Below are 16,445 nucleotides of genomic sequence, written 5' to 3' on the forward strand. Positions count from 1 at the left end.
GTTTTATTAACCGTTATCCAACTTTGGCAGGCTATACAAACCAACTGTTATATTGGGATACCCGTTTGTGTATCCGCATCAATCAGTTTTCATACGATAAAGCGATTGCAAACTTTTTTAAACTCATTAGTAGGCTGGGTGATGGTATTTTTTGGTACGCTATGCTACTTGTTGCCGCCTTAATAGGGGGGATTGAACAGCTGCATTTGGTGTTTGTTACCATGATAACTGGGTTGTTGGGTGTGGGTTTATATAAGCTATTAAAAGTTAAAACGGTTAGACCACGCCCTTACCAAGTGCATCAGGTTATTATGCTGCAAGAACGTCCGTTAGATGTTTTTAGCTTTCCATCGGGTCACACACTGCAAGCCGTATTATTTACAAGCTTATTAGGGGCGTTTTTCCCTATATTATTACCTGTGATGTTGCCTTTTGCAATTTTAGTTGCAATTTCTCGCATGGTGCTTGGTTTACATTATCCAACAGATGTTTTAATTGGCGCTTTAATTGGGCTGGCATTGGCAGGGCTGGCATTCAAAACAGTAGCATATCTACCTTTTGTAACTTTGTAGTTTTTAAACTTATCAGCATTAATTTTGTTAAAAAGCACAAATTATGATAATAGTTTGGGCTTTTTTTATGTATCTAGAGACTTTGAATATATCAGCAACAAGTAAAAATTTGTGATAGTCTGAATGTATTCATAACAAACTTTTAAACAAATAGACTTTTTTATAAATTATGTTAAACAGATTTTTTGAGCCAACCGATAGCCAACTACAAACATTACGTATCGCTAGTAATTTTGCCAGCAAAATGTGGGACAATAAACAACAAATGTGCCAAGCATTTATTGCCAGTTATCCCTTAGATAGTGAGTTATCGACACAAAAAATTGAAGATTTAATCCAAGATTACACCCTAGATGAAGACTACCAATTAGCAGATGAAGCAGGGGTTATGCAAGGGCTGCGAAAGCTACGCAACTTATTAATGCTGCGTTGGATTTGGCAAGATGCATTAAATTTGACCGATGTCGCAACCCTGACGCAAGAGCTTTCTAATTTTGCCGATGGCTGCATTAAATTTGCAAAAGAATATACCTATAATAATTTGGTTAAACGTTATGGCCGCCCAAGTTATAAAGATGAAAATGGCGAGCGTCAATATGATGATATGGCAATTTTTGCAATGGGTAAACTGGGGGCAAATGAGCTTAATTTATCCAGTGATATTGACTTGATTTTTGTACATCAAAAACAGGGGTATACAGACACAACAGGTTTTGACAAAGCAAAAGAGGTGGATAATAAGCGCTTTATGGTGCGATTGGGGCAGGGGATTATTAAACTTTTAGATACCAATACCGCAGATGGTTTTGTATTTAGAGTAGATATGAGGCTCAGACCCTGGGGCGATGGCAGTGACTTAGCAATTCATTTATCGGCATTAAATAAATACTTTGCACAGCATGGGCGTGATTGGGAGCGTTTTGCATGGATGAAGGCACGTGTCGTTAATGATATTGATGAAGACTATAAACAAACACTAGATGAGATAACCAAACCCTTTGTTTTTAGGCACTATGTAGACTACAGCATGTTTGCCGCATTGAGAGATATGAAATCAATGATTCAAACACAAGTGGCACAGCGAGAAGACTTAAGTAATGTCAAACTTGGGGCAGGGGGCATTCGAGATATTGAGTTTATTGTACAGGCTTTTCAGCTTATTTATGGTGGTCATTATCAACAGCTGCAAATTAAAACTTGCCTTGGTGCCATGAAAGAACTTAACAAACATGGTTTTTTTGAAGATGCAACTCACCGTGATTTAAAAGCAGCGTATTTATTTTTACGTCGCCTAGAACATGCGATTCAAGCGGTAGATGATCAACAAACTCAAAAATTACCTGCTGACAACCAAGCGCAACAAAATATGGCAATAACGCTTGGCTATCAAAGCTGGGATGAGCTAATGACTGCCCTAAATGAACACAGGCAAAAAGTTATTAGACCCTTTGATGAGCTGGTCACAACAAGACAACATACCGATGAAGAGCACAGCGAAAAACAGGTAAGCCAACATTTTGAAAATCTGAATGATATTTTAACCGATGACAATAAAAAGATAGTCGATAATTTTTGGCAAAGTAAATTGGTTGATGGGCTAACCGATGAAGTGCGAGAAAGACTAGAACAAGCGTATGGCATCTTTGTGCCGGCGCTTATTGAGTATCACAATAATCAAAGCGATGCCAATATTGCGGTGCCTAGATTAATTAACTTATTGGAGTCTATTTGCAGGCGTTCCATTTATTTAGTGATGCTGGTAGAAAACCCAGAAGCAAGTGTAAACTTGGTTTCTATGCTAGCAGCCAGCCCTTGGATTGCTAACGAGCTGTGCAATTATCCTGTGTTACTAGACTCATTTTTACAAGAAAGATATCATCACTTACCAGATAAAGCAGAGCTAAAAAGTATATTACAACAAAACTTGTTAAGGGTAGAACCCGATGATGAAGAAACCATGCTGAGTGTTTTGCGTTTGTTTAAAAAAATGCAGGTGCTAGCAGTTGCCGCCAGTGATGTCATTGACCATCACCACATCATGAAAATTTCTGACTCGTTAACCTTTATTGCAGAGGTTGTCCTTGAGGCATCATTACAAAGGGCGTTTAATCAGCTGGTTAAGCGCCATGGTTATCCTATTAGCAAATCTGGTGAGCCAGTTACGGAGGCAAATTCTGGTTTTGCCATTATTGGTTATGGCAAACTCGGTGGCATTGAGCTGTCATATTCTTCTGACTTAGACTTGGTGTTTATCCACCAAATTAAAGAGCAAACAATGACCACGGGTGAAAAACCGATTAGTGGTATGAAGTTTGCTGCTAGGCTAGCACAAAAATTAATGACTTACTTAAGTAGCCAAACACGCGATGGTAAAGCGTATGAGATTGACATGCGCTTAAGACCATCTGGTAATGCTGGGATGATGGTAGTATCTGCATATGCCTTTGAGCTGTATCAACTAGAAAAAGCATGGGAATGGGAGCATCAAGCGTTAGTGCGTGCGCGTGCCATTTGTGGCGATAAAAAAGTAATGAATAAATTTGATTCAATTCGCCATCTTGTTTTATCGCAAAAACGTAACTTAGAAGATGTTAAAAAGGAGGTCTCTGGCATGCGTGTTAAAATGCAAGACCACCTTGGTAGTAACAAACAAACTCAAAAAGAAGGTAAGTTTCATTTAAAGCAAGATGCTGGCGGTATTGTTGATATTGAGTTTATTGCACAATTTGCAATTTTGGCATTTGCACATGACAAACCCAACTTAACCAAATGGAGTGATAACGTGCGTATTTTTGAGTCGCTTGCTCAAAATAACGTATGGTCAGATCAACGCTGTCAACAACTTACTGAGTCTTATTTAAAAATACGCGGCATGACTCACCAGCTGGCTTTATCTGGTAAAAAACTACTCGTAAAAGAGTCAGACTGGCACGACATGCGCGAGCTGGTTATCAGCCATTGGGATGAAGTGATTGGGCAACGATCATAACTGACTATAACAATAAAAATAGATAAAAAGGTCATGATACGCTTTTAGCGTTTTTTATTGTTACCTGTTTTAACTGATGTTTTAAACGCACCGATAATAATATGGCGGCTAAGCTAAGCCCTGTTACCAGCGCCATCCAAAAGCCTTGCACACCAATGTCGGTGTATCTGACTAAATAAATACCAAGTGGCAAGGCAACTAACCAATAGCAAAAAAAGGTGATTATCATCGGCATGCTGGTGTCTTGTATGCCACGGAGTATCCCGGCAATACTCACCTGCCAAGCATCAAAAACTTGATAACCCATTGCATAAATAAGTAAACCAATTGCTATTTGCTGCACTTGTTTGTTGTCTCCAAATGCCATGGCAATATCTGCACGCCAAATATACAAACCAACAACCGAAAGCAACGAGATACTAAATGACCAAATCAGCCCTGTGGTAATAACTTCTTTAAGTAGTGGTAAGTTATTTTCTCCAAAACGGTTAGACACCATAATGGTTAATGCCATAGAAATTGATAATGGAATCATAAAAATTTGAGTACTCACTGACAATGCAATTTGATGAGCCGCAACGGCTATCTCACCCAATGCACTAATAACCAATGCTGCCATGCTAAATAAACTTGCTTCAAAAAAAATAGCGACACCAATAGGCACGCCAAGCTTTAACAGCTTGCTAATTTGTTGTTTGTTTGGGCTGTTAAAACCATAAAAAAACCTTGTAGAAGCAAAAGTATGGTGCTTAGAATATGATAAATACAGGGCAAGTAATAATACGTTAATCCACAATACCAATGCTGTAGCCACACCACACCCTGCACCGCCCATTGCGGGCAAACCAAATTTACCGTAAATAAAAATGTAATTTAAAGGAATATCCGCCAATAAACCAATGATACTAATTAAAGTAACTGGCTGTGGTCGCCCTAGGGCTTCGGAATAACAACGTAACACCGCATAACAGGTCATGGCAGGAAAGCCAAAAGACACCCAGTGTAAATAAGAACGGGCAATGGGGCGAATATTTTCTGGCACCCCCATGGGTTCAAATAATAAGGGACTAATATTAACCAACACAAAACCAACAACACCAATGGCAATGGCTGTCCATAGGGACTGTTGCGTTATGTGTGCCACATGCTCGTGTTCATTGCGTCCTACAACCTCACCAATTAACGGTGTGGTTGCAATTAAAGTGCCGCTCGCTAGCAAAAAAATAGGCATCCACATACCTGCACCGATAGAAACCGCCGCTAAATCTAACGCTGAAACTTGACCTGCCATAATGGCATCAACCACGCCTAAGGCAGACTGGCTAAATTGTGTAATCACTATCGGCAATACAAGCGCAAGTAAAACTTTGCTATGTTTTTTAAATGAATTTTTTGTTATTTTAGTAAACATAAAAAGAATACTTCTTGTTTTTTAGTAAGCTGGATATAATACCTCATTCTACATTGAGACAATAAGAATTTTTAAGACTATTGATTTGCTAAACGTTTCTATAATCCCGCTCGCTTTATATATCCATATACCTTGGTGTGTCCGTAAATGTCCATATTGTGATTTTAACTCTCATCAATTAAAGGATGATACTGATTTTACCACTTATGTTGATGCACTGCTTTTAGACGCAAAATCGCAAGTTAATTTTGTACAGGGGCGTAAGCTATCTTCTATATTTATTGGTGGTGGTACACCCTCAATTTTACCGATTGATGAATATCATCGTTTGTTTGATGGACTACGAGCGCTCTATCATTTTGTTGATGATATAGAGGTTACCATGGAAGCAAACCCAGCAACCATTGAACATGCGCCTTTTGCAGAGTATCTAGCGGTGGGAATCAATCGTTTATCTATTGGGGTACAAACGTTCAATAATCAAAAGCTTAAAAAACTAGGTCGCATACATGATGCCAGCCAAGCCAGCATAGCAATAAAATCAGCAAAGCAGGCAGGTTTTAAACGCATCAATGTTGACTTAATGCATGGACTACCCAACCAAAGTGTTGATGAAGCAATATTTGATATCAACCAAGCAGTGATGGCGGGTGCAACCCATATTTCTTGGTATCAGTTAACCATTGAGCCAAATACCATATTTTATCGAGATAAACCCATATTGCCTAATGAAGATACATTAGCAAACATTGAAGTACAGGGCAGTCAATTATTGCAGGATAAGGGCTTTAAAAATTATGAGGTATCAGCTTGGGTATCAACTGATGATGAGCCATGCAGGCACAATATCAACTATTGGAAGTTTGGAGACTACCTTGCTATCGGTGCCGGTGCACATGGCAAAGTTAGTATCCAACAAAACAACCCAGACCAATTAGCTGACTATGAGCAAGGGGTTTATCGTTTTAGTAAATCTCGATTGCCTAAAGATTATGTAAACTTTACAGTAGCACCTAAACAAGTTGGCTGGCAAAAAATTAATGAAGACGACTTATTGGGTGAGTTTATGCTGGACTCTTTAAGGCTATCAGATGGCATAACAATTGAAGAGTTAACCCATAGAACAGGAATAAAAATTACCACAGATTTTACAAACACGCTTAATCAATTAAAAAAACAAGGGCTGTTGTTTGATGATAATAACCTCATACAGCCAACTAATTTAGGAAGAAGATTTTTAAATCAATTGATTGAAAAATTTATTTAATTATCATTACAGTTTGCCTATTTAGGCACGTAACATATTAAGCATGTAAAAAAAGCTGCTATGAAAGCAGCTTTTAATCGTTGTTATTATCGTTTTAGCAAAAATATAACTATTGATAAGGGTTATATTTACCTTGATTACTGTTGTTATTACCCATATTTGACAGCTTTGTTTTTGTGCCGTTTGCAGCCTTAGATATAGCACTACCAGCTTTTGTTAAATCTTGACCAAGACCATTAACCGTATTACAACCAGTTAAAACAAATGTGCTAAGTGCGGCAGTTAAAAGCAATTTTTTCATAATAGACCTCTAAAAATAAGTATTTACATATGCCACATTATCATAGCCAACTCAGTTTATGTTATCAATAGCCAATAACTAATTAATACGTTTTTTACTTTCTTTATTGTTAATTAATAAGTAAAAATGATTTTTTTTTGCTAGAATTAACTTTTTTTAATCAATAGATAACTATTTTTTGTCTTCTTTACTTTTTAGCCATGGTTTATCAAACCATAATAATATTTAAAACAACTTGCTTATGATTCATATTATTTTAGTACATCCTAAAATGCCAAGTAACACGGGTAACATTATACGTTTGTGTGCAAATACAGGTGCTAAACTGCATTTGTTAAAACCCCTTGGTTTTGAGCTTGATGATAAAAAATTAAGAAGGGCAGGTCTAGATTATCATGAGTATGCACATTTAAACGTGCATGACAGCTGGGATGACGTTATCCATTGTCTTGCTGAACACAAGTGCAATAAAAAAGTCGCTTTAACCACAAAATTTAGCAAGCCTTTTTATGAGTATGCATTTAATGAATCTAATGATGAGGGTAGTCAACCAAATCAACAGGACAATATTGCTTTGGTTTTTGGTTCAGAAACCGCAGGTTTGCCTGAAGAGATTAGAACAGATATTGGTGAAGAAAATTGGTTAAGGCTACCCATGTTGCCGGATTCTCGTAGTTTAAACTTATCAAATAGTGTGGCGATTTGTTTATACGAAGTTTGGCGTCAACTCGGCTTTTATGGTGACCAAGGTAAAAGTGTTGGCTATAACAAGTTAAGCTCATTATAACGTTAACAAAAAGTGATACAATATCGCAACTTTAATATTGACGATAATAACTTGTGGTATATCGCAAAACGGATAGCAAATAAATCTATGCAAAGCAAAAAAAACATTTTAATAAAAGCACCAGAAGGCGTATTAGAAGTTGATGCCCTGTGGCAAAATGGTAATCCATTTGATGAATCAACGGATACGGTTGCCCTGTTATGCCATCCTAACCCGTTACATGGCGGTGCGATGACCAATAAAGTAGTAACGACCATGTATCGTTTTGCTAGGGATGCTGGGTTTCATGTTGTGCGTTTTAACTTCCGGGGTGTTGGCGCATCATCAGGCGAACATGATTATGCAAAAGGAGAAGTCATCGATGCCATTAATGTATTACAATGGATACAAGAACAAACCAATGCTCGCAAACTGTGGTTAGGTGGGTTTTCTTTTGGTGGTTATGTTACCGCAAGAGTTGCAGAAGCTTTAATGTTATCTGCTCACATTTGGGGGCTAGAAGACTTTGATTTACAAAAAGTTGCCTTAATTGCCCCCTCGGTTGTAAACAATGATACCAGCGATTTATCTTTACCAACGCTTAAGACTTTTGTTATTTATGGAAGTGATGACGAAGTCGTAGACCCAGATGCAATAGTAGCTTTTGCAAATACAATGGAAGTTTGTGTTGACGTAATGCCACAAGTGGGGCACTTTTTTCATGGGAAATTGGGTGAGTTAAAACAATTAATTGAACAACGGACGTTTGTTTAACTCGATACATAAAAGGTTATAAGCCCAAAATTTAAAAACGAATAACATTTATTTTATGGATTAAATAATGACGAAAACAGCTTTATTCCCTCTACAAAAATATAAAAACGCAATTGCAAGTGGTGACTTTAGCCATGATGATATGCAAGAGCAAGCAATGACATACCTAGACAGTATTTGTGTCGAATTGCAAAAAAACTCACCGAATCAACCTGCTAAAAAAGGGCTATTTTCTTTTTTAAAGCCATCAAAATCTGCAATTAGTATGCCCAAAGGTTTGTACATGTGGGGCGGTGTTGGGCGCGGTAAAACATGGATGATGGATATGTTTTATGAGTCAGTACCTACTGACCAAAAAATGCGGATGCACTTTCATCATTTTATGAAGTCAGTTCATAAACAATTAAATGAATTAGCAGGTCAGCAAGATCCATTACAAAAAGTTGCTGATAACATTCATCAAAAAGCAAAAGTCATTTGTTTTGATGAGTTTTTTGTCACCAGTGTTTCTGATGCCATGATTCTTGGTGATTTATTTACCATGTTATTTAATAAAGGCATCACTTTGGTTGCAACCTCTAACATTGAGCCTTCAGGTCTTTATAAAGATGGTATCCATAGAGACCGGTTCTTACCTGCTATTAAAGAGGTTGAAAAACATAACACGGTTATGAATATTGACTCTGGGGTTGATTATCGTTTGCGAGTGCTACAACAAGCTAAATTGTATGTTCATCCATTAACTCGAGATAATTCTCATTGGCTAGCTAACCGTTTTGCAAAGCTTGCAAACAATCAAAAACAAATCAAAGACCCAATTGTGATTAATGGTCGTGAAATATCCATTAATGCACGTACAGAAAACACTTTATTTTGTGAATTCCGTCAGCTATGTATGGAGCCACGTTCTGCTTCTGATTTTATTGAAATGGCAAATGATTATGAAACGATACTGATTGATAATGTTCCGGCACTAACCGATGGCTTGGTGGACCCAACACGCAGATTTATCTATCTTGTAGATGAATTTTATGACAGACGTGTCAAATTGCTAGTTCGTGCTGAGCAATCTATTCTTGAATTATACGATGGCACAACCATGGCGTTTGAGATTGAAAGAACACGGTCAAGGCTATTAGAGATGCAATCAGAAGATTACTTAAAAGAAGAACATCGATTAGATGAATAGCTAAAAATTAATAAAAACAATAAAGTTGTCATACACAAGGATTAAGCAATGAACGAAAATACACAAACCACTGGTGATGCATTAATTAATTGGATAGAGTCTCGTCGTAGTATTGGTAACTTAGATATCCCAGCACCCAGTATGGAACAGTTAAAAAAAGCCATACATTGTGCTATGACGGCGCCAGACCACAAAAGATTACAGCCTTGGCGTTTTATCGTTACAAAAGGCAATGCCAGACATGAACTGGGTAGGGCATTTTTAGCAGCTGCTAAAGCAAAAGCTGCGCGTGATGGCGATGAGCTTGATGAAAAGACCATCACTAAAACGCAAAAATTGCCACTTAGAGCACCAGTTTTGATAACCGTGGTTACACGCATGCAATACCATGAAAAAGTACCTACATTTGAGCAAGTTTTGAGTGCTGGTGCCAGCATACAAAACCTGATATTAGCGCTTCAAGCACAAGGTTTTAACAGCGTCTGGCGTACAGGACTTTTATGCAATGAACCAGATGTTAAACGTTATTTTAATGTTGGATCTGAAGACTATGTAGTCGGGTTTATATATACAGGCACTGCACACTGTGGCTTACCACAAAGAAGACCAATTGAAATCGATGACTTTATAAAGTTTGAAGATACATAGGCTTTATGTATAGACTCTATGCTGAGTTCATCACTTGATAAAGCGGATATAAAATAGAAACATTTGATATACCTAATGATACCGCTAACCACATATTATGTCACTTATCATTAAGACTGTTGTGGTACTATATTTATAATTTATGACTTACTAATTTAAATGGATAACTCATGAGTGATTTAAATCATCAAAATAATATGACTAAATTGACCAATATTCTTGATAAAGCAAGAAAAGCTGGTAAAGAACGTTTAGCAAAAAAACCAAAAAATCCATTAGAAGATAAAATATCAGAGAAAAAGTCCAAAGAAGGGCAACCATTGCGCTTAGCATTTATTGGCGGTGGTAGTTTTGGCACAGCAATGGCAAATTTATCTGCACGCAATGGTTGCACCACAACGCTTTGGGTACGCAACAAACGTAGTGTTAAATATATGCAAAAACACTATGTCAATAAGCAATATTTACCTAATTATACATTAGACCCTCGACTTAATTTTGACCACAGTATTGAAGATGCAGTTAAAAATACAGACATTATTTTTGTTGCTGTACCCAGCTCGGCATTTAGAGAAACGCTTCAAAAAATAAAGCCCTTTATTACTGGTCAGTCTATCGTTTCACTTACCAAAGGTATGGAAAAAGATACCTTTGCACTTATGAGTGACATTATTATAGAAGAATTACCCGAAGTAAATTTTGGTGTTATGTCTGGTCCAAACCTAGCGGTAGAGATTATGGATAATATGCCATCGGGTACCGTCATCGCAAGTGAATCAGAGCAACTCCGTCATGCCGTTCAACAAGCGTTGCATTCTGCATTTTTTAGGGTGTTTGCAAGTGATGATGTGAGGGGCGTTGAACTGGGTGGTGCATTAAAAAATATTTATGCAATTGCCATGGGTATGGCATCTGCTTATGATGTTGGTGATAACACTAAAGCCATGATTTTAACACGTGCCTTGGCAGAAATGAGCCGTTTTGGGGTGTCTATGGGGGCAAATCCACTTACCTTTTTAGGTTTATCTGGGGTGGGAGATTTGTATGCAACATGTAACTCGTCATTAAGCCGTAATTTTAGAGTTGGTAAAATGTTGGGTGAAGGCAAAACCCTAGAGCAAGCTATTAAAAAGCTAGGACAAACTGCCGAAGGGGTTAACACCATAGAACAAGTGCACGAAAAAGCCACAAAAGAAGATGTTTATATGCCAATTACACACGCACTGCATGCCGTGTTGTATGAAGACAAAGCTGCTTTAGGTGTTGCTTTAAACTTGATGGAAGCCGGCTTTAGAAGTGATGTAGAATTTGTTATGCCGCATGATCTTAGCAATGCAGATTTAAGCCAACTGATTGAAAAAAACAAATAATACATTAAATTTAAATACATAAAATAACTTAACGACTTAATTGCTATGAAAATAATATTAATAAGACATGGTGAGGCAGAAGGGTTTAAAGTTTCTGACAATAATAGAAAACTCACACCACTTGGTCATAAACAGGCAAATCAAACGGCTGATTATATTTTAGGTCGTTACCAGCCTGATATGATGGTGTCTAGCCCTTATGTTCGGGCCATGCAAACACTTGAATCATTTACAGACTTAATGCCAGGTACTGGCGTAAAAACATTAGATTACATCACACCAGCCGATGAAGCCAAAGAAGCCGTAAAAAAAATGAGTGATGAGTTTGAAGAGCTAAATTGCTTATTGGTTGTTTGTCATATGCCAATCGTTGCTAATATAGCGGCAACGCTTATTGGAGAGAGGGCAGAGGATTACAGTTTGGCAGAAGCCAGAGTAATTGATACAGAGGTAATGGCAGCTGATTTAGGCACTTTGGTAGATCGATTTATTCCAAATCAATATGAACAATGTTTATTTTAATTCATGTTTTGATAACATTTTATGCCAATCAAATTAAACGCCAATAAGCTTTAATTTTATTAAAGCTTATTAGTTATGTCATCTTTATTGAAATTTTTTAATGAATCTTTAGTAAGATAAAACCGCACGGCGATTTTGGCGATAAGCTTCTTCATTTCTGCCATTGGCTGCCGGCATTTCTTCTCCTAAGCTTCTAATCTCTATACTTCCCACATTAACGCCTTGTGAAGCTAAATATTTTCTTACCGTTTGTGCACGGCGCTCGCCAAGTGCAAGGTTATATTCACGGCTGCCTCGCTCATCTGTATGACCTGTCACTAAAACACGTGCTGTTGGGTTTTGTTTTAAAAATGCTACTTGCTTATTAAGTGTGTTTTTGCCAGCTTGGCTTATTATGCTGCTATTAAAATCAAAATAAACAACAGAAGCTAGATTAGCAGCTGCCTTTACAACATCTGGTGAGTTAGTAACCAAAGCACCACTGGTATAGTTGTAATCAATCCCAGAAACATTTGCTGGATAACTGCTATTAACAGGAGATACAATAATATCAGATTGTTTTGGATGGCTTGCACAACCAGTAACCATAGCTGACGCACATACAGCAGCAAAAAACACGTTTTTACCTAAAATCATGATTATTCCTTTTTATTTAAATGTAAGCATTAGACTAAAACTATTGTAGCTTAATTTAAAGCTTACTGCTAAAAAAACACAAATCTTAAACAATTTTTTATGCTTATAGGAAACAAAAATAAAGACAAGTTTCAAACAGTTTTAATCATTTTATTAATGATACAATAGAGGTTTTATTGCTAAATATTTGGAAGTCTTATGAGTAACAATCAAACAAAAAATAAAATATATCTTAAAGATTATCAAGCACCTTGCTTTAATGTTAGTGAGGTAGAACTGGACATTAAGATGTATGACGACCACGCCGTTGTTGATGCCGAACTTAAAATGCATAAACAAGAAGAGGGTGATTTAGTATTACTTGGGAGAGACTTAGAGCTGCTTTCAATTGAGGTTAATGGACAATTGTTGACATCAAACAATTATCAACTAGACGACGAGCAATTAATCGTTAACTCATTAGCAAACGGTAGTCCATTACCAAATGAGGTTACAATAAAAACATCGGTTAAAATCAAGCCTCAAGACAATACATCACTTGAAGGGCTTTACATGGCTGGTGATGGTAAAAACAATGGTATCGAATATCAAAAAAACACCATGTTTGTTACTCAATGTGAGGCAGAAGGCTTCCGTAAAATTACCTTTTTTCCTGACAGACCAGACGTGCTAGCGAAATATATAACAAGAGTAGAGGCGGATAAAAAATACCCAACATTACTTGCTAATGGGCATTTAATAGACTCTGGTGAGCTTGCTGGCAACCGACATTATGCCGTTTGGCAAGACCCTGCTAAAAAACCAAGTTATCTTTTTGCCTGTGTTATTGCAGACCTTGAAGTCATTCAAGATCAATTTATCACATCTGAAGGAAGAGAAGTCCTGTTAGAAATTTATACCAAACAAGAAGACATTGATAAATGTGATGTTGCCATGCAAGCGCTTAAAGATTCCATGAAATGGGATGAAGAAAATTATGGTAGAACGTATGATTTGAATCGTTACATGATTGTCGCAGTCAGTCAATTTAATATGGGTGCGATGGAAAACAAAGGATTAAATATTTTTAATACCGCTTGTGTCCTTTCAACTCCAGAAACCACAACAGACCCACGCACTTTTAGTGTTAAAGCAATTATTGCACATGAATATTTTCATAACTGGACAGGTAATCGCATCACTTGCCGTGACTGGTTTCAACTGTGTTTAAAAGAAGGCTTAACTGTATTTAGAGATCAGTCTTTTTCTGCTGATCATCAGTCACCTGCTGTACAACGTATCGAAGATGTAAGCATATTACGTGCGGCACAGTTTAGTGAAGATGCAGGTGCACTATCACACCCAGTAAGGCCAGAAAGCTTTGTTGAAATTAATAATTTTTATACCGCTACTGTTTATGAAAAAGGGGCAGAAATTTGCCGTATGATGGCAAATATGATGGGTAAAGAAAATTACCGTAAAGGTACGGATGAATATTTTAAACGCTATGATGGCAAAGCAGTGACGGTTGAAGACTGGTTAAGTGCATTAAGCTCTGTTGATACAAGGGTTTCAGATTTTATCACATGGTATCGTCAACCTGGCACTCCAAAAGTAAGTGCAACCAGCCATTTTGATGAAACTAATCGCAGTTTAACACTCAGTTTATCGCAAAAAACACGTCATGTTACTGGTTATGACGCACCAAAACCTTTGCCGATTCCGGTTTCTACTGCCTTATTTGATGCAAACAGTGGGCAAATTATTGCAGAAAAAATGTTAATGCTAACAAAAGCACATCAAGATTTCATTTTTGAAGATTTGGATGTGAATACTAAGCCGGTTGTTTCACTATTGCGTGATTTTTCTGCCCCTGTAAATTTAGATTTTGTACAATCAGCCGAGGAGCTGGCATTTTTAATTGAACATGAAACCAATGGGTTTAACCGTTGGCAAGCTGCTCAAATACTTGTAAACATGGTATTAAGCGACGATAAAGACACAAATGTATATTTAAATGCGATTAAAAATTCTGTCATTAGCTTAGTCAAGCATCCACAAAGCAGTGACCCAATGCTAGCGGCTCGCTTGTTTGATATACCTGCCGAGCGAGAAATGGCGACTTCAATCAACAAAGATTATGACCCAAGTATTATCAAACAAAAAAGAGCGGCTTTAAAGACTAAAATTGCTCATCATATGCAAGATTCTTTGATTGACTTATACCATCATTTGCCTATGCAAAGTTATGAAGATACGCCATATGCTAAAGGGGTGAGGGCGCTGCGTAACATTATTTTAGCCATGCTTGTACAAACCGATAAACAAGAAGGCATGAGCTTGGCAAGTCAACAATACAACCAAGCTAGTTGCATGACAGAACGTATTGGAGCACTTGCTGCTATGATTGATTATCAAACCGAAAATGTGGCTGATTACTTAACGGATTTTTACAACCGTTTTGAGTCTAATGAATTGGTTATTGATATGTGGTTTACAGCACAGGCAGGCTCAGATGCCATTAGTTTAAAGCAAATTCAACAATTACTGACCCATGACAGGTTTGACTGGGGTACACCGAATAGAATTAATGCTGTTATGAGAGGGCTAGCCGCTCAACCTGTCAAATTGTGGTCTGATGAGGGGCTTCGTACTTATTTAGAGGTCATTGTAAAATTAGATAAGTCAAACCCAGCATTGGCTTCTCGTTTGTTACAGCCAATGGCTCGTTGGAACACTTTAATACAGCCCCTAAAAGAGGTGGCGCAAACTCAGCTTAATCAACTAAAAGCGCAAGTTACCTCAAAAAATGTTGTAGAAACTTTAGACAGTATCTTAGCAATCAGTGAGTGATGATAAGGCAATGGATAATCAGCATGTAGTGAAAGTATGCTGATTAACCTTAGATGTGCTATCGCTTAAGTTAAATAACTGTTAAAATAGCGGTATTACAACTTATTAATATTTTAATTTCGGTTTATAAATTATGTTTCAATTACACCAAACATTAGCCCAAGATACTTTTTTGGTGGGCGAGTTTCCTTTGTCAACATTAAGGTTGATGAATGATTGCCAGTTTCCATGGTTAATTTTAGTACCTAGGGTTCCTGGCGTTACTGAACTTTACGAGCTAACACCTGCTGATCAAGTTCAGTTTTTACGTGAATCTAGCTGGTTATCAAGCCAGTTGGCAAAAGCATTTCAGGCAGATAAAATGAATGTGGCGGCGCTGGGTAATCAAGTACCTCAGCTACATTTTCATCACATAGTACGTTATCAAAATGATAGTAAATGGCCAAACCCTGTATGGGGCACGCCAGCAGTGCAGTATACACAACCTGTGTTACAACAAATGCAACAAACATTGATGATGGCGTTGCGTGGGCATAACGAGATGCCATTTGAATGGAAGATGAGTTAATCTTTTAACCAGTTAGTCTTTATTTTATGATTAAAACAAAAAAGGAAAGGTTTGATGCCTTTCCTTTTTTAATAAATACAATCCGATTTTTCAACCCGTGCCTAATAAAGAGTGACTAAAAACTTTTAATTTTTAGGCAACCAAGCTTCTTACTCTATCAACCATAGCTTTTAAACCGTTACCACGCACATTACTAATATGTTGCAACAAGTCTAATTGAGCAAAATAGTCTTCAATATCAAAGGCTAATATTTCAGCACTGCTCTTAAAGTTATAAGCAGCAATAATAATTGCCAGTAGCCCTTTAACAATAATGGCATCACTATTCGCTCGAAATGTGAATTTATCTTCATGTTTAAAGCTGGTAATCCAAACTTGACTCTGGCAACCTTTAACTACATTTTTTTCAATACAATCACAGTTTTCACACACTGGTAATTGCTTGCCTAAATCAATGATAAATGCGTATTTCTCTTCCCAACTATCAAAAAATGACATTTGATCTAAAATATCTTCTGCAGTGATGTCTTTTCCTAAAACTGCCATAGGTCTCTCTCTTAATAAATTTTCCAAAGCTACTGCTTTAATGGATTAATATCC

General features: G+C 37.2%; 15 protein-coding genes. 11 read left to right on the forward strand and 4 right to left on the reverse strand.

Annotation, left to right across the window (positions count from 1 at the left end; genetic code table 11):
• Positions 1-23 precede the first annotated feature (23 nt).
• Both VH441_RS02265 and glnE read left to right on the forward strand, forming a co-directional pair.
• Positions 24-572 carry a phosphatase PAP2 family protein gene (locus tag VH441_RS02265; protein ID WP_434354340.1) on the forward strand — a complete coding sequence of 183 codons (549 nt, stop codon included), beginning with the start codon at positions 24-26 and terminating at the stop codon, positions 570-572.
• A gap of 169 nt (positions 573-741) precedes the next feature.
• Positions 742-3,561 carry a bifunctional [glutamate--ammonia ligase]-adenylyl-L-tyrosine phosphorylase/[glutamate--ammonia-ligase] adenylyltransferase gene (gene glnE / locus VH441_RS02270; protein ID WP_434353870.1) on the forward strand — a complete coding sequence of 940 codons (2,820 nt, stop codon included), beginning with the start codon at positions 742-744 and terminating at the stop codon, positions 3,559-3,561.
• Between the two features lie 31 nt (positions 3,562-3,592).
• On the opposite strand, the gene VH441_RS02275 is transcribed toward glnE, so the two are convergent.
• On the reverse strand, positions 3,593-4,972 hold the full coding sequence (locus tag VH441_RS02275) for an MATE family efflux transporter (protein WP_434353871.1): 1,380 nt from the start codon (positions 4,970-4,972) through the stop codon (positions 3,593-3,595).
• Positions 4,973-5,051: 79 nt separating this feature from the next.
• Between VH441_RS02275 and hemW the strand changes: the two genes are divergently transcribed.
• Complete coding sequence (hemW, locus tag VH441_RS02280; protein ID WP_434354341.1) at positions 5,052-6,239, forward strand: radical SAM family heme chaperone HemW; 1,188 nt, start codon at positions 5,052-5,054, stop codon at positions 6,237-6,239.
• 109 nt (positions 6,240-6,348) lie between these two features.
• On the opposite strand, the gene VH441_RS02285 is transcribed toward hemW, so the two are convergent.
• Complete coding sequence (locus tag VH441_RS02285; protein WP_434353872.1) at positions 6,349-6,540, reverse strand: entericidin A/B family lipoprotein; 192 nt, start codon at positions 6,538-6,540, stop codon at positions 6,349-6,351.
• Positions 6,541-6,781: 241 nt separating this feature from the next.
• On the opposite strand from VH441_RS02285, the gene VH441_RS02290 reads away from it, so the two are divergent.
• The 6 genes from VH441_RS02290 to sixA all read left to right on the forward strand — a co-directional run bounded on the left by VH441_RS02290 (position 6,782) and on the right by sixA (position 11,809).
• Positions 6,782-7,327 (forward strand): tRNA (cytidine(34)-2'-O)-methyltransferase, encoded by a 546-nt coding sequence (locus VH441_RS02290; protein ID WP_434353873.1) that lies wholly within the window; start codon positions 6,782-6,784, stop codon positions 7,325-7,327.
• A gap of 87 nt (positions 7,328-7,414) precedes the next feature.
• Entirely contained in the window at positions 7,415-8,080 is a 666-nt protein-coding gene (locus tag VH441_RS02295; protein ID WP_434353874.1) for an alpha/beta hydrolase, read from the forward strand.
• A 67-nt stretch (positions 8,081-8,147) separates the two neighbouring features.
• Entirely contained in the window at positions 8,148-9,269 is a 1,122-nt protein-coding gene (zapE, locus tag VH441_RS02300; RefSeq protein ID WP_434353875.1) for a cell division protein ZapE, read from the forward strand.
• Between the two features lie 48 nt (positions 9,270-9,317).
• Complete coding sequence (locus VH441_RS02305; RefSeq protein WP_434353876.1) at positions 9,318-9,917, forward strand: nitroreductase family protein; 600 nt, start codon at positions 9,318-9,320, stop codon at positions 9,915-9,917.
• A gap of 170 nt (positions 9,918-10,087) precedes the next feature.
• Complete coding sequence (locus VH441_RS02310) at positions 10,088-11,287, forward strand: NAD(P)H-dependent glycerol-3-phosphate dehydrogenase (RefSeq protein WP_434353877.1); 1,200 nt, start codon at positions 10,088-10,090, stop codon at positions 11,285-11,287.
• A gap of 45 nt (positions 11,288-11,332) precedes the next feature.
• Positions 11,333-11,809: a phosphohistidine phosphatase SixA gene (gene sixA / locus VH441_RS02315; RefSeq protein WP_434353878.1), complete on the forward strand. Its 477-nt coding sequence runs from the start codon at positions 11,333-11,335 to the stop codon at positions 11,807-11,809.
• Between the two features lie 108 nt (positions 11,810-11,917).
• Here sixA and pal read toward each other — a convergent pair whose 3' ends face one another.
• Positions 11,918-12,445: a peptidoglycan-associated lipoprotein Pal gene (gene pal, locus VH441_RS02320; protein ID WP_434353879.1), complete on the reverse strand. Its 528-nt coding sequence runs from the start codon at positions 12,443-12,445 to the stop codon at positions 11,918-11,920.
• A 198-nt stretch (positions 12,446-12,643) separates the two neighbouring features.
• Between pal and pepN the strand changes: the two genes are divergently transcribed.
• Together pepN and VH441_RS02330 are read left to right on the forward strand one after the other, a co-directional pair.
• The gene (pepN, locus tag VH441_RS02325) at positions 12,644-15,277 is read left to right on the forward strand and encodes an aminopeptidase N (protein ID WP_434353880.1); all 2,634 of its coding nucleotides are present in this window, start codon (positions 12,644-12,646) and stop codon (positions 15,275-15,277) included.
• Positions 15,278-15,410: 133 nt separating this feature from the next.
• Positions 15,411-15,845: an HIT domain-containing protein gene (locus VH441_RS02330; protein ID WP_434353881.1), complete on the forward strand. Its 435-nt coding sequence runs from the start codon at positions 15,411-15,413 to the stop codon at positions 15,843-15,845.
• Positions 15,846-15,977: 132 nt separating this feature from the next.
• Here the strand turns inward: VH441_RS02330 and VH441_RS02335 are convergent, their stop codons facing one another.
• A complete protein-coding gene (locus VH441_RS02335; protein WP_434353882.1) occupies positions 15,978-16,391 on the reverse strand; it encodes a SufE family protein in 414 nt (137 codons plus the stop codon).
• Positions 16,392-16,445 lie beyond the last annotated feature (54 nt).

Source organism: Psychrobacter sp. HD31 (genome assembly GCF_051097895.1).
Taxonomy (GTDB): Bacteria; Pseudomonadota; Gammaproteobacteria; order Pseudomonadales; family Moraxellaceae; genus Psychrobacter.